Below are 23,142 nucleotides of genomic sequence, written 5' to 3' on the forward strand. Positions count from 1 at the left end.
ACAAACTGCCGTTTGCCAGCCCGGATGATCCGCTGCTCAAGGCGCGGGTGGATGATTGCAAGCTTAAGGGGGGTGATCCCTTCGCCGAGTTGCAGTTGCCCAAGGCGGTGATTGCCCTTAAGCAGGGGGTGGGGCGGCTTATTCGTGATCGCAGTGATCACGGGGTGCTGGTGATCTGTGATCCACGCATGGTCAACAAACCTTACGGTGCCACCTTTATCAAGAGTCTGCCCGCCATCCCTCGCACCCGGGAGTTGGGAACGCTGGGGAGTTTTTTCGATCGAACTGAACGCGGTGAATAAGTGTGCCGCCAGATAACAGATTTGAACAACGGGTGAGCATATCTCGCTTGCCGGTTATGTAATTGACTGATTTTATAGAGATTGGAAAGCATGAATGAGTTGAAGATCCTGGCCGTAGATACCGCCACCGAAGCCTGTTCCGCCGCCTTGCTGGTGGGTGACAAGCTGTTCTCCCGCTGGGAGGAGGCGCCACGGGATCACACCCGAAAAATCCTGCCCATGGTTCAGGCTGTGTTAGAGGATGCCGGGATAAGTTTGAGTGACCTCGATGCCATCGCGTTCGGCCGTGGTCCGGGCTCCTTTACCGGCGTGCGGATCGGCATCAGTGTGGCGCAAGGTCTGGCGTTTGGTGCGGGGGTGCCGCTGATTGGCATCTCGACCCTGGCCGCCATGGCGCAATGCGCCTATCGACTGGATGGCGCCCAGCAGGTGCTGACCGCCATCGATGCGCGGATGAACGAGGTCTATTTCGGCCGCTATGAGCTGATTGATGGCCGCATGCAGCTGGTGGGGGACGAGGTGGTGAGCGAGCCCGCGGCACTGGTTGACGTCCGTGGCAAGCTGGCGGGCCCTGTGACCTGCGTCGGCACCGGTTTTGAAACCTATGGCGAGACCCTGAGTGGTCTGGCCGATGAGCTGGCGGTGAGTCAGGTGCGCTTCCCGGCGGCAGAGGACATGCTGCCGCTGGCCCGCGCTGCCTGGCTGGCGGGGGAGGCGGTGCCTGTGGAGCAGGCGACGCCAGTCTATTTGCGTGACAAGGTGACCTGGAAAAAACTGCCGGGTCGCGAATAAGGGCAGGAGCACTGACGTCATGTCGCTCTTGCCGCTCATCAGCTGCAATAAAAGCGGGTGGCCCGACGGGCCACGCAGGCAACAGGAGAGTGACATGATGCGTAATAGCAGAAGCGACATGATGAAACGCGGGATGGTGGTCGGGGCGCTGGCTCTGCTGCTCGGGGCCTGCAGCTCGGTCCCCAGGGAGCTGGCCTATGAGCCAGAAAACCAGCTGGTGGCCTATCAACCCGCCCTTGGCGGAATGGAGGGCAAACCGGCGCGCTGGAGCGGCGTTATCTCGGCGGTGCACAACAAGGCGGATCAGAGCGTTATTGAAGTAGTCTATCTGCCGCTTAAATCCAACGGCGTGCCGGAGCAGACCGAGCAGAGCCCGGGCCGTTTTCTGGCCATCATGAAGGGTTTTGTCGATCCGACCCTCTACGCCAAGGGGCGCAGCCTGACAGTGCTTGGCACCATAGGCCAACCGGTGGATAGCCAGATTGGCGAGCATAAGTACCGCTTCTCGGTGCTCAATGTGACGGGCAGCAAGCTGTGGCCGCCAGTCAAGGAGGTGGAGGTGCGCTATATGGACCCCTACTTCTACGACCCCTTCTATGATCCCTTCTGGCCGAGACGGCCGCTGCGTCGCTAAGGCTTGCCATGATCAACAGCATCAAAAGCACTCTGCACGAACGTCTGCTCACCTTGGCAGATGGTCGGCAGGTGGCCCTGCTTGAGAATCAACTCGCGGATCAGGCTCAGCAGGGCAAACCCCTGCTGATTGCCCTGCATGGCTGGCTCGACAATAGCGCCAGCTTCTTGCCGCTGGCGCCGCATCTGGGGGATTTTCATCTCATCTGTATTGATCTGCCGGGACACGGTCACTCCGATCACAAAACCACCCCCTATGTCTTTGTCGACTGGCTGGACGATCTCTACCAGATCGTGCAGGCGGCAGGGTGGTCGCGCTTCACTCTGCTCGGTCACTCCCTCGGGGCGTTGATCGCCTCCGCCTATGCCGGGGTGTTCCCCGAACAGGTGGAGCGGTTGATCATGCTGGAGGGGCTGGGGCCGCTGAGCCAGCCCGATGAGGAGGTACCTGCCCAGCTGCGACGTGCAATTTTAAACCGCAGCCGCACCCGGGAGCGCAGTGCCAACGGCTTTGCTTCCATCGATGAAGCCGTAGCCGCCCGTTGCAAAGTGGCGGATATCACGCCGCAGGCGGCGCGTCTTATCTGTGAACGGCAGCTTGAGATGAGGGCAGGGCGCTGGTACTGGCGCAGTGACCCCCGTTTGCGGGATCTTTCGCCCCTTAGAATGAGCGAGGGACAGGCCCGGGCACTGATGGCGGCTATCCGCTGTCCGGTGCTGTTGATTCAGGGGGAGCAGGGCTTTGCTGCGCTTGAAGCCCAATGGCAGGCCCGTCAGGATGCCTTCCAGCAGATCGAACGGGTCATATTGGGTGGAAACCACCATTTTCATATGGAAAATTCGGTTGATACGGCCGTTTGTATCGTAAAGTTTTGTCAAGTTCGGTAGAATCGCCAGCTTTCAATAATTCCAGGTTTGTTTTCTCCCTCACATTTTTCTGTTGTTAATTTGCTGTTAATTGATGTTGCGCTGTGTAAATATGTGCGGCATTAGAGCATCAGCTTAAAACAACCGATTAAAATGGATGTGAACCGGGACGGAGGCAACACAGTGAGCGCACAGGTGCTAGTTATGCAGGAGAAGTTTGTGGAAAAAGTCTGGCTGAAACGTTATCCGGAAGGGGTCCCCGCCGAGATCAATCCAGACCAATACAGCTCCCTGGTCGAGATGTTCGAATCCTCGGTGACCCAGTTTGCCGATCAGCCCGCCTTCGTCAACATGGGCCAAACCATCACCTACCGCCGGCTGGAAGAGCAGTCCCGCGCCTTTGCTGCCTACCTGCAAAACGAGCTGAAGCTGGAGAAAGGGGATCGGGTTGCGGTGATGATGCCTAACCTGCTGCAATACCCCATCGCCGTGTTCGGCATCCTGCGCGCCGGCATGATAGTGGTCAACGTCAACCCGCTCTATACCCCGCGTGAGCTGGAGCACCAGCTCAAAGACTCCGGTGCCAAGGCCATCGTCATCGTCTCCAACTTCGCCCATACCCTGGAAAAGGTGGTCTATGACACCCCGATCAAGCACGTTATCCTGACCCGGATGGGGGACAACCTGGGGCTGGCCAAGGGCACCCTGGTCAACTTCGTGGTCAAGTACGTCAAGAAGCTGGTGCCGAAATACAATCTGCCCCACGCTACCACCATGCGTCAGGCCCTCTCCAAGGGGCGTTTCCTGCAGTACATCAAGCCGGAGATCACCAACGACGATCTCGCCTTCCTGCAGTACACCGGTGGCACCACCGGCCTCTCCAAAGGGGCCATGCTGACCCATCGCAACATGATTGCCAACGTCGAGCAATGCCTCGGCGTCTATGGCCCCATGCTGGAACGCGGCAAGGAGTTCGTGGTCACCGCATTGCCGCTCTATCACGTCTTCGCCCTGACCGTGAACTGCCTGCTCTTTATGCGTATCGGCGGTTACAACCTGCTGATCAGTAACCCGCGCGACATCCCGGGTTTTGTAAAAGAGATCAAGAAGTACCCCTTTACCTGCATTACCGGGGTCAACACCCTGTTCAATGCGCTGGTCAACAATGAAGAGTTTCAGGGGATCGCCTTTGACAAGCTCAAGCTCACCATCGGCGGCGGCATGGCGGTGCAGCGCGCGGTCGCGGAGAAGTGGAAGACACTGACCGACACCCCGCTGCTGGAAGGCTATGGCCTGACCGAGTGCTCACCACTGGTGAGCGTCTGCCCCTACGATCTGACCGATTACAACGGTTCCATCGGTCTGCCGGTCTGCTCTACCGAGATCCGCTTGGTGGATGACAACGGTCAGGTGATCCACGCCCTCGGCACCCCGGGCGAAATGCAGGTGCGCGGCCCGCAGGTGATGGTGGGCTACTGGCAGCGTCCCGAGGCGACCGCCGAAGTGATGCAGGATGGCTGGCTCTGTACCGGTGATATCGCCGTGTGCGACGAGCAGGGCTTCTTCAAGATCGTTGACCGCAAGAAGGACATGATCCTGGTCTCCGGTTTCAACGTCTATCCGAACGAGATCGAAGATGTCGTTGCCCTGCACCCGAAAGTGCTGGAAGTGGCCGCTGTCGGTGTGCCGCACAAGGTTTCCGGCGAGCTGGTGAAGATCTTTGTGGTCAAGAAAGATGCAAAATTGCAGGAGGACGAGATTATTGCCCACTGCCGCAAACATCTGACTGCCTATAAGGTGCCGAAACTGGTAGAATTTCGTGACGAACTTCCCAAGACCAATGTGGGCAAGATCCTGCGCCGCGTACTGCGCGACGAGGAGATTGCCAAGCAATAACCGGACTGTGGCTGCAGAAGCCTCTGCAAACCAGCACCGTCGTTATGCAAAACCGTGGGTCATCCCACGGTTTTTTCTTTTTGGCCCTGATCAACCGCGCAGGCACAGATGCACTATCAACTTATCACTCAGCAAGACGAACTTGAGCAGTATCTCGCTTCTCTGGCCGACGTTCCCCTGGCTATCGATACTGAATTCGTTCGCACCCGTACCTACTACCCCCAGCTTGGCCTGTTCCAGATCTATGACGGCGAGCATCTGGCTCTGCTGGATCCGCTGACGCTGGATCTCTCCGCCCTCTGGCTGCGACTGGGCAGGGAAGGGCAGATCGCCATCCTGCACGCCTCTGGCGAAGATCTGGAGCTTATCCAGCATCAGGCGGGCCACCTGCCCAACCAGATGCACGACACCCAGTTGGCTACCGCCTTTCTCGGTTACGGCGTTTCGGTTGGCTTTGGCGCGCTGGTGAATGAATTCCTCGGGGTCGAGCTGGAAAAAGATCAGGCGCGCACCGATTGGCTGGCCCGCCCGCTTACGCCACGTCAGCTCGAATACGCGGCGGCGGATGTCTTCTACCTGATGCCGCTCTACGAGAAAGTGATGGCCAAACTGCGGGAAAGCGGCAAGTTTGCCTGGTTCGAGCAGGAGTGTCAGAACCACTCCGCCCGCAAGACCCAGGGTAGCGATCCCCGTCAGGCATATCTTGACATCGTCAACGCCTGGCAACTGGGTCGCCGCGAGCTCGCCATTCTGCGCGAGCTGGCCGCCTGGCGCCAGCAAGAGGCGGTGCGCCGCGATTTGGCTCTGAACTTCGTGGTCAAAGAGTTGCACCTGTTCAAGGTGGCGGAGCGTCGTCCAGCCTCCCTGCGGGATCTCAACGAGCTCGGCCTATCGCCCATCGAGATCAAGATCCACGGCAAGCGGATGCTCGATATCGTCGCCAAGGCGCAGCAGAGCGAGCCGGATAGCTGGCCCGAGCCCATTCGCCGGCTGGTGGACTTTCCCCAGTACAAGGCCGAGCTCAAGCGCATCAAGGCCATGGTGGAAGAGAAGGCCAAGGCGAGCAATATTCCGCCCGAGCTGATTGCCAGCAAGAAGATCATTCACCAGTACTTCACCTGGAGCTGGCGGATGAACGACGAAGAGCGGGCCCGCAGCGACAAGCCGATGCTGCTGCAAGGGTGGCGTCATGAGCTGGTCGGTCACCTGCTGGCACAATAAGCCACCAGATTGTTGCACCTATGAAGCAATCCTCACCCTTGGGTGGGGATTTTTATTGGGCGAAAGGTAGGAATGGGCTCGCCGATCGCGGGGGGAGTTGCGGTACCATATTCCAGTCAAGCCACCGTATCTACTGGATAGGAAACAGGAAAATGCAATTTATCCCCAATGGCCCAGATATCCCTAACGAGCTGCTGCATGCCCATGAAGAGGGACGTGTGTTGTTTTTTTGTGGGGCGGGCATTTCCTATCCAGCGGATTTGCCTGGATTCAGTGAGCTCGTTATTAGGATGTCAAAGCATGCAGGTGAGCCATTAGATAAGTCTGAGCAAGACATGGTCAAACAGGGCGGGCTTGATCGCGCAATCGGACATTTTGAGAAGCGCATTCAAGGCGGGAGAGCTGCGGTACGTCGTGGTTTACCATCCTGCCTAACTGCTGATTTATCAAAGCCACGAGCTCTCACTACTCATCTTGCTTTGCTGACTCTTGGCAAGGATAAAAAAGATAACCTGAAACTCGTTACCACTAACTTCGATACCTTGTTTGAAAAGGCGGGGAAATCCCCGATAACCATTCATCAGGCCCCACCCTCCCGATCCCGTTGGAGTGGGATCGTACATCTACATGGCCGCATGCCCGATCACCCAAGTGAAGAGGACTTGGATCAACTGATTTTGTCTGATGGCGATTTTGGACAGGCATATCTTACTGAAGGTTGGGCCGCTCGGTTTGTCGCTGGCCTATTCAGAGATTACACACTCTGTTTTGTGGGTTACAGCATTGACGACCCTGTACTGAGATATATGACGGCGGCCCATGCATTGGATGGTAAGCAGCAGGTTTTTGCTTTTGCATCTTATAAAGACGGTGAATTGGAGAGCACGAAGCAAAAATGGCAAGAAAAACACGTCGTTCCCATTATGTATAACGATGCAAAAGATCATCACAATTTGCATCAGACTTTGCATGAATGGGCATCAATATATAGCGATGGGGTTATGGGCAAGGAACAGATCGTTGCTCGTTATGCCGATCAGCAGCCCAACGACAGCTCGCCACAGAACGACTTTGCCGGGCGAATGCGCTGGGCGTTATCTGACCCCTCGGGATTACCGGCCAAACGCTTTGCTGAGTTTACGCCAGCACCTTCATTGGCATGGCTACCCGCTTTGGCTGAGCCCTGTTTTGGCCATGCAGATCTTTCCCGCTTCGGGGGGCAGGCCACGCCCCATCAAATGACAAATCATATCGCGCCCTTTAGCCTGCTTAGCCGCCCAGCGCCCTATCAGCTTGCTGCCAAGATGCAGTTAGCATGCAGCCATCACGATCAAGGACAGTGGGATAAGCTGATGTTCCAGTTGGCAAGCTGGCTAGTTCGCTATCTCGATGATCCCGACTTATTGCTGTGGATTATCGAGCAAGGGGGGCCGCTCCATGGCACGTGGCAGCAGCAGATTGAGTGGCAGTTAGATTACTTGGCTAGGTTGGATCGAGAGGGGAGCAAGTCGGCGTTAGCGCTCATTCGCAAAGATTCCCCCAAGGCTATCCCACGGCCCATGATGCGTACTTTGTGGCAGTTGTTGCTCGCAGGGCGGTTAACATCCTCTTCAGTATCACCAGTGGTAGAACGCACCTTGACCCACTGGATTGATCAATTGACCTTTGAGCCACCGACGGCCACCCAGCGTTTGAGGCTGCGCCAACTGTTGGCGCCCACGCTGATGGTGAGGCAACCCCCAACCTTTATGGATCAGCGTGAGCATGCTGACATGCCAAAGCGCTTAAAGCGATTCCTTAATAGCGAGTTGGCGCTGGCGACCGAGCAGGTTAGTTCGCTCTTACACCATGTTGCCAATGAGCGCTGGGTAGCGGCGCTGCCGCAGCTGCTCGATGAGTTTCAAGGGTTGTTGCAGGATGCCTTGGATTTGTTGCATGAAATCGGGGAGGCTGATGAATACTATGCTCGTTCCGAGTTTGCGCTGCCCTCCATTGCTGCGCATCCGCAAAATCACGGGCTGTACGAGTGGGCGACCCTCATCGAACTGCTACGGGACGCATGGTTAGGTGTTCTAACCGCAGATTCTTTGCGGGCAGCTGGTATTGCGCAAGCGTGGTTTGCGATGCCTTATCCTGTGTTCAAACGCCTTGCGTTATTTGCCGCCAGCCACGAGGGCACGATTGTGCCCACAGTTTGGGTCGGGTGGTTGTTGGCAGATAATGGGCGCTGGTTATGGTCAGAGGAGCTAAGGCGTGAAGTATGTCGGCTGCTGGCAAAACAGGGGGTGAGGCTGGCAGATTATGCCGACGCGCAAGCAAGGTTGGAGTCGGCGATATTGGCTGGTCCCGCAGATCTATCCACACAGCCAAATGGGCCAGATAATGAGTCAGAGGCAAGGTGGTTGCGTTTAGCCAAGTTACACCACGCAGGACTTGTTTTGGGTCTGGCGGCGCAAGCTCGCTTGAATGAGTTAGCTGCGCAACATCCCACATGGCGATGTGCGGATAATCAATATGAAGAGTTCCCTCACTGGCTAAATAACGTTCCAGTTTCTGACAGGTTGTATGGCAGACATAGCGAACAAGCGCCCAATCGACGTCGTCAACTGATGTCATGGCTGCAACAGCCCACGTCTAAACATGATGCGTATCAGAGCCATGGTGATAATTGGCGCGAACTCTGCCGCCAGCGGTTCTCGTTGAGTTTTTGCGCGTTATTGGCACTTGCCAGAGAGGGGCAATGGCCAACGGAGCGTTGGTCGCAAGCATTGGCGAGTTGGCATGAACGTGCAATGGCTACCCGCTCTTGGCGATATGTGGCCCGACTGATTAGACAGATGCCCGATGATGTCGTGAAAGAGATCATTGAGGCTCTGAGTCACTGGATATTTTTCGTTGTGAAAGCAACCAAGAAGAGTCGTCCTCACGAAGCGATTTTGCTAACCCTTTGCGCGCGGATCATTCGCCTTGGTCCGCAGTCGAGCCAGGTGAAGGAGTTTAGCCCAGATGTTGGGGAGCATGATGATGCGCTGAGCGAGGCGATCGATGAACCGATTGGACGCATCACAGAGTGCGTGTACCACGTGTGGCTGAGGCGACAGCCAGCAGATGATGGGCTGCTGCCCAGTGATATTCGGTCCCTGTTCACCGAGATATGCGAGTCCACCTCTGGGCCATTTCGCCATGGCCGAGTGATACTCGGCGCTTATTTGGCCACCTTGTTTCATATCGATCGTTCTTGGACTGAGCACTGGCTATTGCCGCTGTTTGATTGGGAACGATCCCCAGAAGCGGGCGCATTGTGGCAAGGTTTTCTGCACTCCCCACGTTTGCATCCTTCGTTACTGATTGCTATTAAAGCGCCGTTTCTGGCGGGTGCCACTCACTATTACAAACTTGGCGCTTGCCGCCTGCAATATGCGGCTTGCCTAACCGATGTCGCATTAGATAGACCGGAAGGGTACCAAGAGGCAGAGATGCGAGCGGCGATCGCGCAGCTGCCACCTGAAGAATTACACCTAGTGGCACAGAAGCTTTACCTAGCCATTGATAGCGCAGGGGAGCAGCGAGAGATCTATTGGCAGCGTTATGGGCTGCCCTTTTGGCAGCATATATGGCCTAAAGATAAAACCGGGGCGACGCCAGAGGTGGCGCTAGAACTGAGCCGTATGGCTATTGCGGCGGGAGGGGAGTTTACAGCTGTGCTGGCGAAGGTGCAGGATTGGTTATTGCCGCTGCATTCACCTGATCGGGTGGTGAGTGCGCTATATCATTCAGGATTGTGCCAGCAACAGCCTGAATCAGCACTGCGATTGTTGGTTAAAGTTATTGCACCTGGGCAACGTTGGTTGCCTCATCACTTGGATGCCTGCTTGCAGGCGATCGTGACAGCCAACCGCGAACTGACAACAGATCGGGGCTATCAAGAGTTGCAAGCCTATCAGCGTATGGCCCACGCGTGATGTTGTGTTTTTTGGGCGTATTAGGCGGATGATGGTATGGAACAACAAAAAGGCAGCGGCTAATACCGCTGCCTTTTTTGATCACCAGATAGGCTGGGTCAGATAGGGGTTGCTCACCTTCTCGCGGCCGAAGGTAGAGCTGGGGCCGTGGCCCGGGATAAAGACGATCTCGTCACCCAGCGGCAGCAGGGTCTCGGTGATCGACTTAATCAGGGCCGCGTGATCGCCTCGGGGGAAGTCGGTACGGCCGATGCTGCCGGCAAACAGCACATCGCCGACCCAGGCGAGCTGCTCGGCCTGGGAGAGCAGCACGATATGGCCCGGGGTGTGGCCGGGGCAGAAGTAGACATCCAGCTCGCACTGGCCAAGCTGCACCTTGTCACCCTGCTCAAGCCAGCGATCCGGCGTGAAGGCGGGGGCATGGGCGAAGCCGAACATCTGGCTCTGCTGGGGCAGCATGTCGAGCCAGAAGGCGTCCTCCTTGTGGGGGCCGGTAATGGCGACGCCGGTTTTTTCCCGCAGCTCGGCGGCGGCACCCACATGATCCAGATGACCGTGGGTCAGCAGGATGTGGGTCAGGGTCAGGCCGCGCTTGGCGATGGCGGCCAGCAGTTTGTCCGCTTCGCCGCCCGGATCGATCAGGGCCGCCTGATGGGTCTCGTCACACCAGATGAGGGAGCAGTTCTGGGCGAACTGGGTGACCGGGATCACCTCGAATTTCAACATAGAGTTCCTCTCTTGGGATGGGTCAGCAGCGCGCTGGCATGCTGCTCGGCGAAATAGTCGAGGCAGGCCTGCTTGTCACCGCGAAACACGATGCGCTCCTGCTTGTTGCCAAGCTGATAGAGATACATGGGGTCGTAGTAGCGGGTTAGCAGCAACGTGATCCAGGCCAGATGCAGCGCGGTATCGCCGCTCTTTTCCTGCTCGGTGAGGGCGGTCTGCATCAGGGCATCCAGCTCGCGGTGGGCCTGATCGCCGAGGCGGCGCTTGAGGCGGGCCAGCGCATCGGTGAGGTAGGCGGCAAACAGTGGCCAACCGGCTTCCTGGCCATACATGGCTTGATAGCGCAGCCAGAGATCGTGCACGTAATCTTCGCGGATCTGCTCGGCCCGATCGATTTGCGGAACATCCACCACCACCAGCGGTGCCTGACTCATGGCCTCATGGAGGGAGAGGGGCAGGCAGCAGCGGCCGATCAGGCGGCTCTCGTCCTCGACCACGAAGGTCTGCTCGCCGCGATGGCGGCGCTTGAGCAGTTCGATGGCGAGGTTGTTTTCAAAGTTGATATTGCTGGGCTGGCCGCCGGGCAGCTGACCAAACGACGAGCCCCTGTGATGGGCGTGCCCCTCCAAATCCACCGCCTGGGTCACCTGATCGAGCATATGGGTCTTGCCGGAGCCGGTCATGCCGGTCAGCACGCTCCAGTAACACTCGGCAGAGGCCTTGTCCTGGGTGTCGATCAGAAAACGGCGCAGCTCCTTGTAGCCACCGGCGACGCGGGGGCGAGTCACCCCCGCATCAGCCAGCCACTGTTGTACGGTTTGCGAGCGCAGGCCGCCGCGAAAGCAGTAGAGCACGGCATCGGGCTGCTGGCGCAACTGCGCCAGCCAGCCTTCGAGTCGCTCGGCACGTACTGCTCCCCCCACCAGCTTGTGTCCAAGCTCAATGGCGGCGGTCTGACCCTGCTTCTTGAAGCAGGTCCCCACCTGGGCGCGCTCATCGTCTGTCATCAAGGGCAGATTGGTCGAGCAGGGGAAGGCCCCCTCCTTGAACTCGATGGGGGCGCGCACATCAATCAACGGCACATCGTCCAAAAAGAGTTGGGCGTAGTCCGTGGCCAGTGGCAATTCACTCATTGGACAATCTCGATAAAGCGGGAACCCTCAAGGGGCTTGATCTGGCCGATGGGTGAGAGTGCAAGGCCAGCTTCGCGCGCGATGGCGAGCAGCTTGGCTTCGCTCTCTTTCCCCACGGCGACCAGCAGGCCGCCACTGGTTTGCGGGTCGCACATGATGTTGCGGGTGCGATCGTCCATGGCATCGAGCTTGTGGCCGTAGGAGTCGTGATTGCGCAGGGTACCGCCCGGGACGCAGCCCTCGGCGAGGTAGTAATCCACCTCATCAAGCAGCGGCAGCGCCTTGAAGTCGAGGCGGGCGCTGACGCCAGAGCCTTCACACATCTCCAGCAGATGGCCCGCCAGACCAAAGCCGGTGACGTCGGTCATGGCGTGGACACCCGGCAGCTCGGCAAAGCGCTGGCCAATCTTGTTGAGGGTGCACATGGCGTTGGGGGCCAGTTGCTCATGCTCGGGCTTGAGCTTGCCCTTCTTCTGGGCGGTAGTGAGGATGCCGATACCGAGGGGCTTGGTCAGATAAAGGGTGTCACCCACCTTGGCGGTGTCGTTCTGCTTGATGGCATTCAGAGGCACGATACCGGTTACCGCGAGGCCGAAGATGGGCTCGGGGGCATCGATGCTGTGGCCACCGGCCAGCGAAATACCCGCTTCGTGGCACACCTGACGGCCGCCGTCGATCACCTGCTGGGCCACTTCGGCGGGCAGGGTATTGATGGGCCAGCCGAGGATGGCGATGGCGACGATGGGCTTGCCGCCCATGGCATAGATATCGCTGATGGCGTTAGTGGCGGCGATGCGGCCAAAGGTGAAGGGGTCATCGACGATGGGCATGAAGAAGTCGGTGGTGGAGACAATGCCCTGACCGTTGCCGATATCGACCACGGCCGCGTCATCTTTGCTGCTGTTGCCAACGATCAGGGTCGGGTCGTTGAAGCCCGGGATCTGGCTCTTGAGGATGGTGTCGAGTACCTTGGGAGAGATTTTACAGCCGCAGCCAGCGCCGTGGCTGTATTGGGTCAGACGAATGGAAGACATACTTACCCCTTTTATTTGCAAACAGAGCAGAGGCTCTGTGGAGCCGTCTTGGTCAATGGGCGGCCTTGTAGAGAGAATGACAAGAAGCCGCAAATATGGGTGGCCTCGGTGCCGACAGGGGCAGCGATGACTGGCAGTTATGAAGAACCGCCAGGCCGGACGGGGAAGAAAAGGGCGACAAGGTGCGCCAGCGCAGCCCCGCCAAGGGCCACAGGACGGGGCATTATGCCACATTTGCCCCTTGGGGTTCGAACAGGAATTCACATAAACAGCAGGGAATTGCCCGTACTTGCCTGTCAGCGGTCTGGATCCGGCGCTGGCTGAATGATTACAGTACAGATGCTGCAAAGAGAACGTCAAAGAGACCAACAGCACGCAACTGCCGATCTACAACAGGAGATCTTAGTGACCACCACATTTTTGGTTAACCACCCCATCACCACGGCGCAGTTTGCGGCGTTGTTGGCGCAGACCTCGCTGGGGGCGAGACGGCCGCTGGAGCATCCAGCTACCCTGAAGGGCATGCTGGAGCACGCCAATTTGCTGATCACCGCCTGGCAGGGCGAGACCCTGGTCGGGGTGGCCCGCTCGGTGACAGATTTTCATTTTTGTTGCTATCTCTCGGATCTGGCGGTGGCCGAGTCGGTGCAGGGGCAGGGGATTGGCAAAGCCCTTATTCGCGAGACGTTTTTGCAATTGCAGCCGGGCTGCAAGCTGATCCTGCTGGCCGCACCGCAGGCGGTGGCGTACTACCCCAAGCTCGGATTTAGCCAGCACCCGAGCGCCTGGGTGATGAGCAATCTGGATGAACTGGTACTGGATGAGTTGGCATAAAAATGTCAACTCATCCAGACAGGGCGAGATTAGCTTATCCGGCTTGCCCCAGCGCCGGTTGCCGTGACTTGCCCCAGCGGCGCAGGCGCCGTTGTAGTGGTCGCTCCAGCAGGTTGTAGCTCAACGCCGAGAGGCCGATCAGCACTGCCAGCATCAGCAAGGTTGCCACTACCCCCAACAGCGGGTTGGTCTGGCCATACCACCACTCGGTGAGCCCCGGCGCCAGATAGTGGATGAGCTCGCAGCCAGTGAGCAGTACCAGCGCATGGAGCAGGTAGATGGAGTAGGAGAGATCCCCCAGCCAGTTGGTGAAGCGGTTATCCAAAAGGCGCAGCAGCGGACTCCGGCGCTCCCCCTGAACGGCTGAAATCCAGATCAGCAGCACGTAGGAGCCGATCAGCAGCAGTGTCAGCTGCGGCGTCATGGTGAACTGCATCAGCGCGAAGGGCAGCACAAAGGCGATCAGCAGCGGCAGATCACGCTTCATCATGGGCATGCCTTTCGCAGCCTTGACCCTTGGCAGCAGCCAGAGGCCGAGCACAAATTCACTTACCCCGCGTCCCACCGCCAGTGCCCCGCTGGTGACATCCAGCGTGCCGCGACTGTGTACGATAAAGGCCAGCACCGTCAGCGCCATCAGGAGGGCGAGATGGCTCCAGCGACTGCGGGTGACTGCGAGGGGAATAAGCAGCGGGAACAGCAGGTAGCTGATCCACTCCACGCTGAGCGACCAGGCGGCGAAGTTCCAGGTCAGTCCGTGATCGGTCACCACCTGCAGCAGCAGGAAGGCGCTCGGCAGCGCCTCGGCCGGGGTGAAGGGGGAGCCGAAGGGGGGCATCCCTTCCCACTCCCACATTTTGAACAGGGGGCCAGCGTAGAAGCCTACCCCGTGCTGCGCCTTGTAAAGCTCCCAGCCAACCAGCAACAGCAGGGTCACCAGGTAGAGGGGGTAGACGCGGGTCAGCCGCAGCCAGAGAAAACGGCCATAGCTCACGGTGCGGGGTGTGCGGGTGAAGGCCTCCCCATAGACATGGGCCAGCACCACGCCGCTCAAAATAAAGAACAGGTCGACCCAGAGGTAGCCATTCTCGATGAGTTGGGTGTGGCCTGCGATCGACTCCATCCATTGGGGAAAGAGCAGCAAGCGGGCATGGAACAGCACCACCATCAGGGCAGCGATGCCCCGCAGTGGCGTTAACAGCGGCAATGATTGATTCATAACGGGATCCCTTGTGATGTTCAGCTTGGCCTGACATCTATTTTGTTGTTGTGCCGCCCATCAATCCTGACGGGACGGTTGCCCCGGCTCGGCTGCCGCAGGCGGGATCACACTACGGAAAAGAGAGTCATACGGGTGTGATTCAAATCATAAATGCGCAGTTATTGTGCAAAAAAATTTAAACAGATAAAGACGTGGGACGCAGGCAGGGAAAGAGGAGGAGAGAGAACATCAATAAAGCAGAGAGGGTGGTCAACGGAGCAAGGTGCAGGTCTATAGGCGTAAAGCAAAACAATCAGGCCCGCAAGGGGCCTGATTGATCACAAGGGGAGGTTGGTTGCCGATCAGCGGGCGCGTACCACCAGACCCTTGAGGTAGAAGCCTTCCGGATAGGCGGTACCGATGGGGTGATCGGAGGCCTGGGAGAGCAGCTCCAGGATCTGGGCATCGCGACCGGCATCGAGCGCCGCATCGGCAACGATCTTCTGGAACAGGCTCTGCTCCATCAGGCCGGAGCAGGAGTAGGTCAACAGCACGCCACCCGGCGCCAGCAGCTGGAACGCCAGCATGTTGATGTCCTTGTAGCCGCGGCAGGCACCCAACAGCTGCGCCTTGCTCTCGGCGAACTTGGGCGGATCCAGCACGATGACGTCGAACTTCTCGCCCTTCTCGCGATATTCACGCAGCAGCTTGAACACGTCGTGACGGACGAATTGGGTGTTGCTGGTATCCAGCCCGTTCAGCTCGGCATTCTGGCGGGCGATATCCAGCGCATTCTGGGAGAGATCGACGTTGACCACCTCTTTGGCGCCGCCCTTGAGGGCATAGACGCCAAACCCACCGGTGTAGCAGAAGCAGTTGAGCACCCGCTTGCCTTCGGTGTACTTGGCGGCAGCCTGGCGGTTGTCACGCTGATCCAGATAGAAACCGGTTTTGTGGCCGTTGCGAATATCCACCAGGATCTTGACGCCGCCATTCTCCTCGATGACCACCGGTTCGTTCGGGGTCTCGCCATAGATGACGCCGGTGCGCTCTTTCAGCCCTTCCTTCTTGCGCACTCCCACGTCGGAGCGCTCATAGATGCTGCACTCGGGGTAGAGGGTACGCAGCGCTTGCGTTATCAGCTCACGCTGGAACTCAGCGCCGGCAGAGAGGATCTGGCACACCAGAAAATCGGCATAACGGTCGATGGTCAGACCCGGCAGGCCGTCGGATTCGGCGGCGCACAGGCGATAACCAGTGAGGCCCTGACGCTTGATCAGCGGATCGCGAGACTCCTGCGCATATTTGAGACGACGGATAAAGAAGTCGAGATCGACGGTTTCATCCTTGTCGAAGGTCCAGACCCGGGCACGGATCTGGGAGCTTCCTGACCAGGCGCCACGGGCGAGCCACTTGCCATCGTTGGCATAGATCTCGACGGTATCGCCGTCAATGGGGTTGCCCTGAACCCGCTCAATCCCCTTGGAGAAGATCCAGGGGTGGCGACGCAGCAGGGATTTTTCGCGGCCTTTGACGAGATAGATGGAAGCGCTCATGGATGTTTGCCGATGGTAGAAAGAAAAGGGGCCACATTCTATGTGCAATAGTGCGGCTAAGCCAGCCTTTGCTGGTATATGGCAGAGTGACGAATTGTACATCTGGACAACGCCCGAGTGTTGCATATGCAAGATTTGCAGAATATCAATGTTGGCGCTTCACGCTGTTTATCTTATATGCCACAGTTGGTTGTGCTTGTTTTTTGTTCAGTGATGGTCGCTATGTGTGCGCAATGTAGTCAATAAAGCGTTTTAACCTTACTTTATAGTGATTTTCGCTAAAGAGTCATTTGATGATGTCGATAGTGGGGGAGACCATTTTGAATCTTTCCTGTATCGAGCTGTCCATGTTCCTCTCCATCGCTACCAATATTTCTGCCCTCAATGCTTCTCGCCATCTTGGTCAATCATCCAACACGCTGGATTCGGTATATCGACGACTCTCATCCGGCTTGCGCATCAACAGTGCCGCTGATGATGCAGCAGGCTTGCAGATCAGTAATCGCCTCACCAGTGAAGTGAACGGGACCAACACCGCTATTCGCAACGCCAATGATGGGATCTCGGTGATCAACGTCGCCGATGGGGCGCTTGATGAGTCGGTGAACCTGATGCAGCGGATGCGCACCCTGGCACTGCAGTCGGGAAGCGGTGCCAATACGGCAGAGGATCGCGTAGCCCTGAATGCTGAGTTCAAGCAACTGCAGTTGGAGATGGACCGGATTGCCACAGGTACCCGGTTTGCCGGACAGGACCTGCTGGCGGGGAGTTACGAAGGTATCTTCTTGGTCGGTGCCTATGCAGGACAGAATACTGTCATTACCGATCTCAATGCCCAGACCAAAAATCTGGGGGAGATGGAGTGGCAAGCGCGCAGTCCGGCAGGAAGCAAGCCAGGGGCGTATGACATTGCTGATCTCAAGCTTTCATCTCAGCCTATCACCCTTAATGGCGTCACTTTTGACAAGGACTATTCAACCCTGGAAGCGTTCGTGGCAGATATTAATGGCACCACCTTTCCCAATAATCAGGGGCCGGTACAAGCGCAACAACTGCCATTTTCTGTCGCCTCCGCGGTCGATTTATCCGCATTACCCTCCTATATCGATGTGGCGGGTCACTCTGTGGATTTGACCACAGGCATTGATATGACCGGATGGGATCCGGTCAATCCGACAGCAAAAAATAGAGCCATCATGGCAACCGTGGTTCAACGCATCAACAGTACTGCGCAATCGGCAGGTCTGGGTTTTTATGTGAGTGCCTCCAACAACAGCAATCCCGCCAGCAATTCATTGACCATGCATAGCGCTCAGGGCAACAGCCTTGCGCTGGCCAATGGCACAACCCCCCCTCCGCAACCAGTACCACCGGCGCCTCCGGTGATCAGTAGTTCCTCTCTGAGCTCTCTGTTACCCGATGTTACATCGACGACGTATATCGGTCAGATGGAGCTGCGCTCATCAGGCGACAAGTATTCCAATATTGATATGCAGGGATCCAGCTTGCATGCGCTTGGCTTTTATCAAGAGGACAAGAAGAAATATACCGTTGATAATATTGATGTTCTTAGTGAAGACAACGCCAGCAGGGCCATCAAAACTCTGGATGTGGGTATGAAACAGCTGGGTGTTCAGCGCGCTCGGCTCGGTGCCCAAGCCAACGCGCTGGATTCACGGGTACGCAATCTGGCCAATGCCAATGAGAACCTCAGCGCTGCCCGCTCAAGGATCCGGGATGCCGACATGGCTGTGGAATCGGCGCGCTTGGTCAGCACCCAAATCTTGCAGCAGGCGAGTGCTTCGATTTTGAGTCAGGCAAACAGTCGCCCCAATGCGGCCCTGAGTTTGCTGCAATCCTGAGCGGGACTGCCAGCCGGCATAGCAATTGGTCGCTATCATTCATGGTCACTATCCATAAAGACAAAGAGGCCACCCAATGGGTGGCCTCTTTTCTTATTGCTTCTTGTTGCCGGATGCTATTCGGCAGCGTCAGAGAGTGATCCCCTTGAGTGCCTGGGCCAGTTCGCTGGCGGTGGCTTTAAGCCCCTGCGTACCGGCTACCGAGGCGCTGGCGGACTCTTCCACCTGCGCCGCTTCATGGCGTACCTGATCCAGATTGTGGGTGATCTCGGCGGCGACCGAGCTCTGCTCCTCGCTGGAGGTGGCGATCTGGGTGCTCATCTCTAGCACCGCATCGCTGTGGTTGCTCAGCTTTTCGATATCGAGCCCCACTTCGCTGATGAGCTGCTGGCTGTTGGCGGCGCGCCCCACGGTTTTCTCCATGATCTCGTTCAGCGCGCCGGTACCGGTCTGCAGCTCTTCGATCATCTGCTGGATCTCCACCGTCGCCTGCTGGGTACGGCTGGCGAGAGTACGCACTTCATCTGCCACCACCGCAAAGCCGCGACCCTGCTCACCGGCACGGGCCGCTTCGATGGCGGCGTTGAGGGCCAACAAGTTGGTCTGCTGGGAGATGGCGTTGATGACGTTGACCACCTCGTTGATCCGGTTGGCGTTGTGGGTGAGCCGCTCGACCGCGCCGGAGGCGTTGCCAATCTCGTCGGCCAGGGTGCGGATCGCCTCTATGGTGCGGGCTACCCGGTTGGCGCCATTGGCCGCCTCTTCGCTCGACTGGCGGGTTTGTTGCAGGGTGTCGTTGGCATTGCGCGCTACTTCGCGAATGGCGGCTGACATCTGCTCCATGGCGGTGGCCAGTGAATCCATGTGCTGGCGCTGTGAACGCGCCATGGTCTCGCCTTCGCGGGCATGGTCACGAAACTCGTCGGCGGCCATGGTCAGCGCTTCGGCAGACTCCTCCACCAGTTTGACGATCTGGTGCTGGCGGTCGGTAAAGCGGTCGATGCTGCCCGCCAGGGTGGAGAACTCGTCCCGCACCGGAAAGAAGTTGAGGCGGAAGGTGAGATCCCCATCCGCCACGGTTTGCAGCGCCTTGTTGGTGGAGTAAAGCGCTCCGGAGACAAAGGTCATCATGTAGTGGATCACCAGTGCCATCAGGGCGGCCAGCGCGCCGATCAGGAGCAGGGTCGAGCCCTGACCCTCCCACATGGAGAGGTTGCCGGTATCGAGATCACCGGTGACGTAGCCTGCCTGACCCGCTGGCGCGCTAAAGAGGTAGTGCTCTCCTTGTTGCTGCAACCCGCTGCTGCCTTGCCGGGTCAGACGCAGATCAGCAGGCAACACCAGAGTGGGCTGCTGGCTGACCAGCTGCGCCGTGGTCTCAACCCGTTGCTGCAACTGCGCTACCCGCAGGGAGATCTCCTGCTGATGGCTGGCCGCCAGCATATACCAGCTGAGAAAGGTGATGATGAAGAGAGGTAACCAGAACGCGATATGGAATTTTTCACTGATGGTGAGGTGAATGAGATAGCGGTCAACCCACCGGAATTTAACTTCTTTCATAATGGAGCTGCATCCTGCAGAGATAGAGTGTCGGGCACATTATCGTCTCGGGAATTTTTTTCTTAAGCAGAAGGTGTGAGAAATGGGAGAGCAATCGTTTGTCATTCGGGTGTGGGGGCAGGTGCAGGGGGTGGGATTTCGCTATTTCACCCGCGAGCGGGCGCTGCAACTGGGTTTGCGGGGCCATGCCTACAACCTGGAGGATGGCTCGGTGGAGATCCTCATCAGCGGCCCCGCGCAGGGGGTACAGATGATGCTGGGCTGGTTGGAGCATGGCCCGCGCACCGCCAGAGTGACCCGGATGGAGTATGAAGAGGCGCTGCCGCCCACCGGTCAGGGCTTTCACACCAACTGAAGGGGCGGAGACGAGATGGACGCTGACAAGGAAGGTCTGTTGCTGACTCAGGCAACAAGCTGGGTCGCCCGTTATCAGGAGGCGGCGCGAGCGGTGCGCGAAGAGGCCAGCGAACCGGCCGTGCATGGCTACCGTATCGCGGCGCGCCGCTTGCTGGCGCTGCTCGCCCTGTGGCGACCACTTACCTATCATCCCGAGCTGGAGCGGCGTCTGCTGCGCTCGGTCGGGCGGCTCTCGGCGCTGCGGGATGCGCAGGTCTACGCCGAGCGTTTTGGCAAGCCGCCTGCCAGCACTGGTAATACCCACAAATCGGCCTGTCGCGTGCCCCTGTTGTCGCGGCGACTGGCCCGCTGGCTTGCAGCGGTGGCGCAGGTGCCGGATGCGCGGGCATTGGCATCGCTCTATCAGCAGCATCTGGCCCTGCGCCTTGATGAGGCGCAGAGCGCACTCGATGAACCTATTCCCTGCGTTGGGAAATCTGCCAGCTCCCGTCAGCAACAGTTGCGCCGCTGGCATCGGCTGCGCCTCGAGATCAAGCAGGCCCGTTATGGCGTGGAATTGTTGCTGGATCGGGGGAGTGGAGATCCGGGGTGGTTGAGCACCCTGACTCACTGGCAGGAGCGACTCGGCCAGTTGCAGGATTGGCGTCAATGGCGGCGGAGGTTGAGAGCAGAGCAGGGGAACACCCGCAAGCAGACGAAACTGCGGCAGCAGTTGAAGGGGAAGATCACCGCCCGTTTGTGTCAACTGGACTGCCAGCAGGCGGAGCTAGTGGCGCTCAAACTGGCGATGCAGGCAGGCCACAACGTGGATGACATGGCAAGTCGGGTAGTCAGGTATTCAGAACAAAATGTATCGCCCGCGAATCCCGGTGGTGGATAGCCCCGAGGCCGCAATCTGCGGCAGCTATCCACGACCAGCATCTACAAAAATTCTCCAAGCTACAAATGCGAGACATAAAAAGAGAGGCCGTTTGGCCTCTCTTCTTCTATCTGGCTGTGGTCGCAGTCAGCGATACGCTTACTTGACGCGCATACCAGGCTGGGCGCCTTCCTGCGGCTCCAGGATCCAGAGATCCTTGCCGCCCGGGCCTGCGGCCAGCACCATGCCTTCGGACATGCCGAAACGCATTTTGCGCGGGGCCAGGTTGGCCACCATCACGGTCAGCTTGCCTTCCAGATCTTCCGGGTTGTAGGCGGACTTGATACCGGCAAACACCTGACGGGTCTCGCCGCCGATATCCAGTTGCAGCTTGAGCAGCTTCTCGGCTTCCGGTACCGCTTCGGCCTTCTTGATCAGCGCTACGCGCAGGTCAATCTTGGCGAAGTCGTCATAGGTGATGGTTTCGCTGATGGGGTCATCAGCCAGCGGGCCGCTCACTTTCGGTGCCTGCTCTTTGGCCAGGTCTTCCTTGGATGCCTCGATCATGGCTTCAATCTTCGCAGGCTCGATGCGGGAGAATAGGGCCTTGAACGGTGCAACGGTGTGATCGACCAGCGGCATCTCGATGCCATCCCAGCTGAGGGTTTCGGCCAGGAAGGCTTCGGCACGCTCGGCCAGCAGCGGCATGACGGGCTTGAGGTAGGCCATCAGCACGCGGAACAGGTTGATGCCGACAGAGCAGACAGCTTGCAGCTCGGCATCTGCCCCTTCCTGCTTGGCGATAACCCAAGGAGCCTTGTCGTCCACATAGCGGTTGGCCTTGTCGGCCAGCGCCATGATCTCGCGGATGGCGCGGCTGAACTCGCGGCTCTCATAGGCTTCGGCAATGGCGGTACGGGCATTGGCGAATTCGGCGTAGAGCTCGGGCTCGGCGCAGGTTGCTGCCAGCTTGCCGCCAAAGCGCTTGGCAATAAAGCCGGCGTTGCGGGAGGCGAGGTTGACCAGCTTGTTGACCACGTCAGCGTTGACCCGCTGCACGAAATCTTCGAGGTTTAGGTCCAGATCATCGATGCGGCTGTTGAGCTTGGCAGCGTAGTAGTAACGCAGGCACTCCGGATCCAGGTGGTTCAGGTAGGTGGATGCCTTGATAAAGGTGCCCTTGGATTTGGACATCTTGGCGCCGTTGACGGTCACATAGCCGTGTACGTTGACCTTGGTCGGTTTGCGGAAGTTGGCTCCTTCCAGCATGGACGGCCAGAACAGGCAGTGGAAGTAGGCGATGTCCTTGCCGATGAAGTGGTAGAGCTCTGCATCGGAGTCCGCTTTCCAGTAGCTGTCAAAGTCGATGTCGCCACGCTTGTTGCACAGGTTCTTGAAAGAGGCCATGTAACCGATGGGCGCATCCAGCCAGACGTAGAAGTACTTGCCCGGCGCGCCGGGAATTTCGAAACCGAAGTAGGGGGCGTCACGGGTGATGTCCCACTGCTGCAGGCCGCTCTCGAACCACTCCTGCATCTTGTTGGCCATCTCTTCCTGAATGGCGCCGGAGCCACGCACCCACTCAGAGAGCCATTTTTCAAACTGGGGCAGGTCGAAGAAGAAGTGCTCGGAGTCCTTCATTACCGGAGTCGCGCCGGAGACGGCAGATTTCGGATCTATCAGCTCAGTCGGGCTGTAGGTGGCGCCGCAGCTGTCGCAGTTGTCGCCATACTGCTCCGGAGACTTGCACTTGGGGCAGGTTCCCTTGACGAAACGGTCCGGCAGGAACATGGATTTTTCCGGATCGAACAGCTGGGAGATGGTGCGGCTCTTGATAAAGCCACCATTTTTCAGGCGGCCATATATCAGCTCCGCCAGCTCGCGGTTTTCGTCGCTGTGGGTGGAGTGATAGTTGTCAAAGCTGATGTTGAACCCGGCGAAATCAGCCTGGTGCTCCTTGGAGACAGCGGCAATCATCTCTTCCGGGGTGATCCCCATCTGCTGTGCCTTGAGCATGATCGGGGTGCCGTGGGCATCATCGGCACAGATGAAGTGCACCTGATGACCGCGCATTCGCTGATAACGAACCCAGATATCGGCCTGGATATGTTCCAGCATGTGGCCAAGATGGATGGAGCCATTGGCATAGGGGAGGGCGCAGGTTACCAGCATTTTACGAGGATCAGTTGCCATATTACGTTCTTGATGTGCTTGTTGGGATGATAGAGTGCCGTGCATGTTACCCGAATTGGGGGTAGCCTGCCTAGGGTTGTGGCTGTGCCAACCTTGGCAGCACCTGCTGTTACGATGGCAGGCAAGCCACTGATTTGTGTGCGGTAACCGTTCA

Annotated in this window: 18 protein-coding genes; 11 read left to right on the top strand and 7 right to left on the bottom strand. The window is 58.2% G+C overall.

The features are described from left to right. The 7 genes from DBR30_RS22205 to dsr1 all read left to right on the top strand — a co-directional run. A partial coding sequence (locus DBR30_RS22205) for a helicase C-terminal domain-containing protein (RefSeq protein WP_308813274.1) occupies positions 1 to 302 on the top strand: 302 nt, incomplete at its 5' end. A 90-nt stretch (positions 303 to 392) separates the two neighbouring features. After that, positions 393 to 1,094, top strand: coding sequence for a tRNA (adenosine(37)-N6)-threonylcarbamoyltransferase complex dimerization subunit type 1 TsaB (gene tsaB, locus DBR30_RS13680; protein ID WP_181363576.1), 702 nt, complete (start codon positions 393 to 395; stop codon positions 1,092 to 1,094). Positions 1,095 to 1,212: 118 nt separating this feature from the next. Continuing rightward, entirely contained in the window at positions 1,213 to 1,728 is a 516-nt protein-coding gene (locus DBR30_RS13685; RefSeq protein WP_108542262.1) for a Slp family lipoprotein, read from the top strand. A gap of 8 nt (positions 1,729 to 1,736) precedes the next feature. Continuing rightward, the gene (locus DBR30_RS13690) at positions 1,737 to 2,615 is read left to right on the top strand and encodes an alpha/beta fold hydrolase (protein WP_108542261.1); all 879 of its coding nucleotides are present in this window, start codon (positions 1,737 to 1,739) and stop codon (positions 2,613 to 2,615) included. A gap of 198 nt (positions 2,616 to 2,813) precedes the next feature. Next, positions 2,814 to 4,490, top strand: coding sequence for a long-chain-fatty-acid--CoA ligase FadD (gene fadD / locus DBR30_RS13695; protein WP_085942148.1), 1,677 nt, complete (start codon positions 2,814 to 2,816; stop codon positions 4,488 to 4,490). A gap of 108 nt (positions 4,491 to 4,598) precedes the next feature. Beyond that, on the top strand, positions 4,599 to 5,711 hold the full coding sequence (gene rnd / locus DBR30_RS13700) for a ribonuclease D (RefSeq protein WP_108542260.1): 1,113 nt from the start codon (positions 4,599 to 4,601) through the stop codon (positions 5,709 to 5,711). A gap of 152 nt (positions 5,712 to 5,863) precedes the next feature. Continuing rightward, entirely contained in the window at positions 5,864 to 9,673 is a 3,810-nt protein-coding gene (gene dsr1, locus DBR30_RS13705) for an anti-phage defense-associated sirtuin Dsr1 (protein WP_181363577.1), read from the top strand. 81 nt (positions 9,674 to 9,754) lie between these two features. Here the strand turns inward: dsr1 and DBR30_RS13710 are convergent, their stop codons facing one another. The 3 genes from DBR30_RS13710 to selD are packed head-to-tail and all read right to left on the bottom strand — an operon-like array spanning position 9,755 to position 12,566. Further along, positions 9,755 to 10,399, bottom strand: a complete 645-nt coding sequence (locus DBR30_RS13710; RefSeq protein WP_108541586.1) for an MBL fold metallo-hydrolase — start codon at positions 10,397 to 10,399, stop codon at positions 9,755 to 9,757. Then, on the bottom strand, positions 10,393 to 11,532 hold the full coding sequence (gene mnmH / locus DBR30_RS13715; RefSeq protein ID WP_108541587.1) for a tRNA 2-selenouridine(34) synthase MnmH: 1,140 nt from the start codon (positions 11,530 to 11,532) through the stop codon (positions 10,393 to 10,395). The genes DBR30_RS13710 and mnmH overlap by 7 nt, the downstream gene beginning before the upstream one ends. Further along, a complete protein-coding gene (gene selD / locus DBR30_RS13720) occupies positions 11,529 to 12,566 on the bottom strand; it encodes a selenide, water dikinase SelD (RefSeq protein WP_108541588.1) in 1,038 nt (345 codons plus the stop codon). Before selD ends, mnmH begins: the two co-directional genes overlap by 4 nt. Positions 12,567 to 12,971: 405 nt before the next feature. Here selD and DBR30_RS13725 point away from each other — a divergent pair, with 405 nt between their 5' ends. Further along, a complete protein-coding gene (locus tag DBR30_RS13725) occupies positions 12,972 to 13,400 on the top strand; it encodes a GNAT family N-acetyltransferase (RefSeq protein WP_108541589.1) in 429 nt (142 codons plus the stop codon). Between the two features lie 34 nt (positions 13,401 to 13,434). On the opposite strand, the gene DBR30_RS13730 is transcribed toward DBR30_RS13725, so the two are convergent. Both DBR30_RS13730 and DBR30_RS13735 read right to left on the bottom strand, forming a co-directional pair. Then, on the bottom strand, positions 13,435 to 14,619 hold the full coding sequence (locus DBR30_RS13730) for an acyltransferase family protein (protein WP_108541590.1): 1,185 nt from the start codon (positions 14,617 to 14,619) through the stop codon (positions 13,435 to 13,437). Positions 14,620 to 14,963: 344 nt separating this feature from the next. Continuing rightward, positions 14,964 to 16,157, bottom strand: a complete 1,194-nt coding sequence (locus DBR30_RS13735) for a class I SAM-dependent methyltransferase (protein WP_181363578.1) — start codon at positions 16,155 to 16,157, stop codon at positions 14,964 to 14,966. Between the two features lie 293 nt (positions 16,158 to 16,450). On the opposite strand from DBR30_RS13735, the gene DBR30_RS22780 reads away from it, so the two are divergent. Next, positions 16,451 to 18,019 carry a flagellin N-terminal helical domain-containing protein gene (locus tag DBR30_RS22780; protein WP_181363579.1) on the top strand — a complete coding sequence of 523 codons (1,569 nt, stop codon included), beginning with the start codon at positions 16,451 to 16,453 and terminating at the stop codon, positions 18,017 to 18,019. 129 nt (positions 18,020 to 18,148) lie between these two features. On the opposite strand, the gene DBR30_RS13745 is transcribed toward DBR30_RS22780, so the two are convergent. Then, positions 18,149 to 19,579, bottom strand: a complete 1,431-nt coding sequence (locus tag DBR30_RS13745) for a methyl-accepting chemotaxis protein (RefSeq protein WP_108588388.1) — start codon at positions 19,577 to 19,579, stop codon at positions 18,149 to 18,151. Positions 19,580 to 19,661: 82 nt separating this feature from the next. Here DBR30_RS13745 and DBR30_RS13750 point away from each other — a divergent pair, with 82 nt between their 5' ends. Further along, positions 19,662 to 19,934 (top strand): acylphosphatase, encoded by a 273-nt coding sequence (locus DBR30_RS13750; protein ID WP_005345583.1) that lies wholly within the window; start codon positions 19,662 to 19,664, stop codon positions 19,932 to 19,934. A gap of 15 nt (positions 19,935 to 19,949) precedes the next feature. Beyond that, complete coding sequence (locus DBR30_RS13755) at positions 19,950 to 20,816, top strand: CHAD domain-containing protein (RefSeq protein ID WP_108542101.1); 867 nt, start codon at positions 19,950 to 19,952, stop codon at positions 20,814 to 20,816. Positions 20,817 to 20,954: 138 nt separating this feature from the next. Here DBR30_RS13755 and metG read toward each other — a convergent pair whose 3' ends face one another. Next, the gene (gene metG / locus DBR30_RS13760) at positions 20,955 to 22,988 is read right to left on the bottom strand and encodes a methionine--tRNA ligase (RefSeq protein WP_041202234.1); all 2,034 of its coding nucleotides are present in this window, start codon (positions 22,986 to 22,988) and stop codon (positions 20,955 to 20,957) included. Between the last annotated feature and the right edge of the window lie 154 nt (positions 22,989 to 23,142).

It is taken from the genome of Aeromonas sp. HMWF017, from assembly GCF_003061465.1.
Classification (GTDB): Bacteria; Pseudomonadota; Gammaproteobacteria; order Enterobacterales; family Aeromonadaceae; genus Aeromonas; species Aeromonas veronii.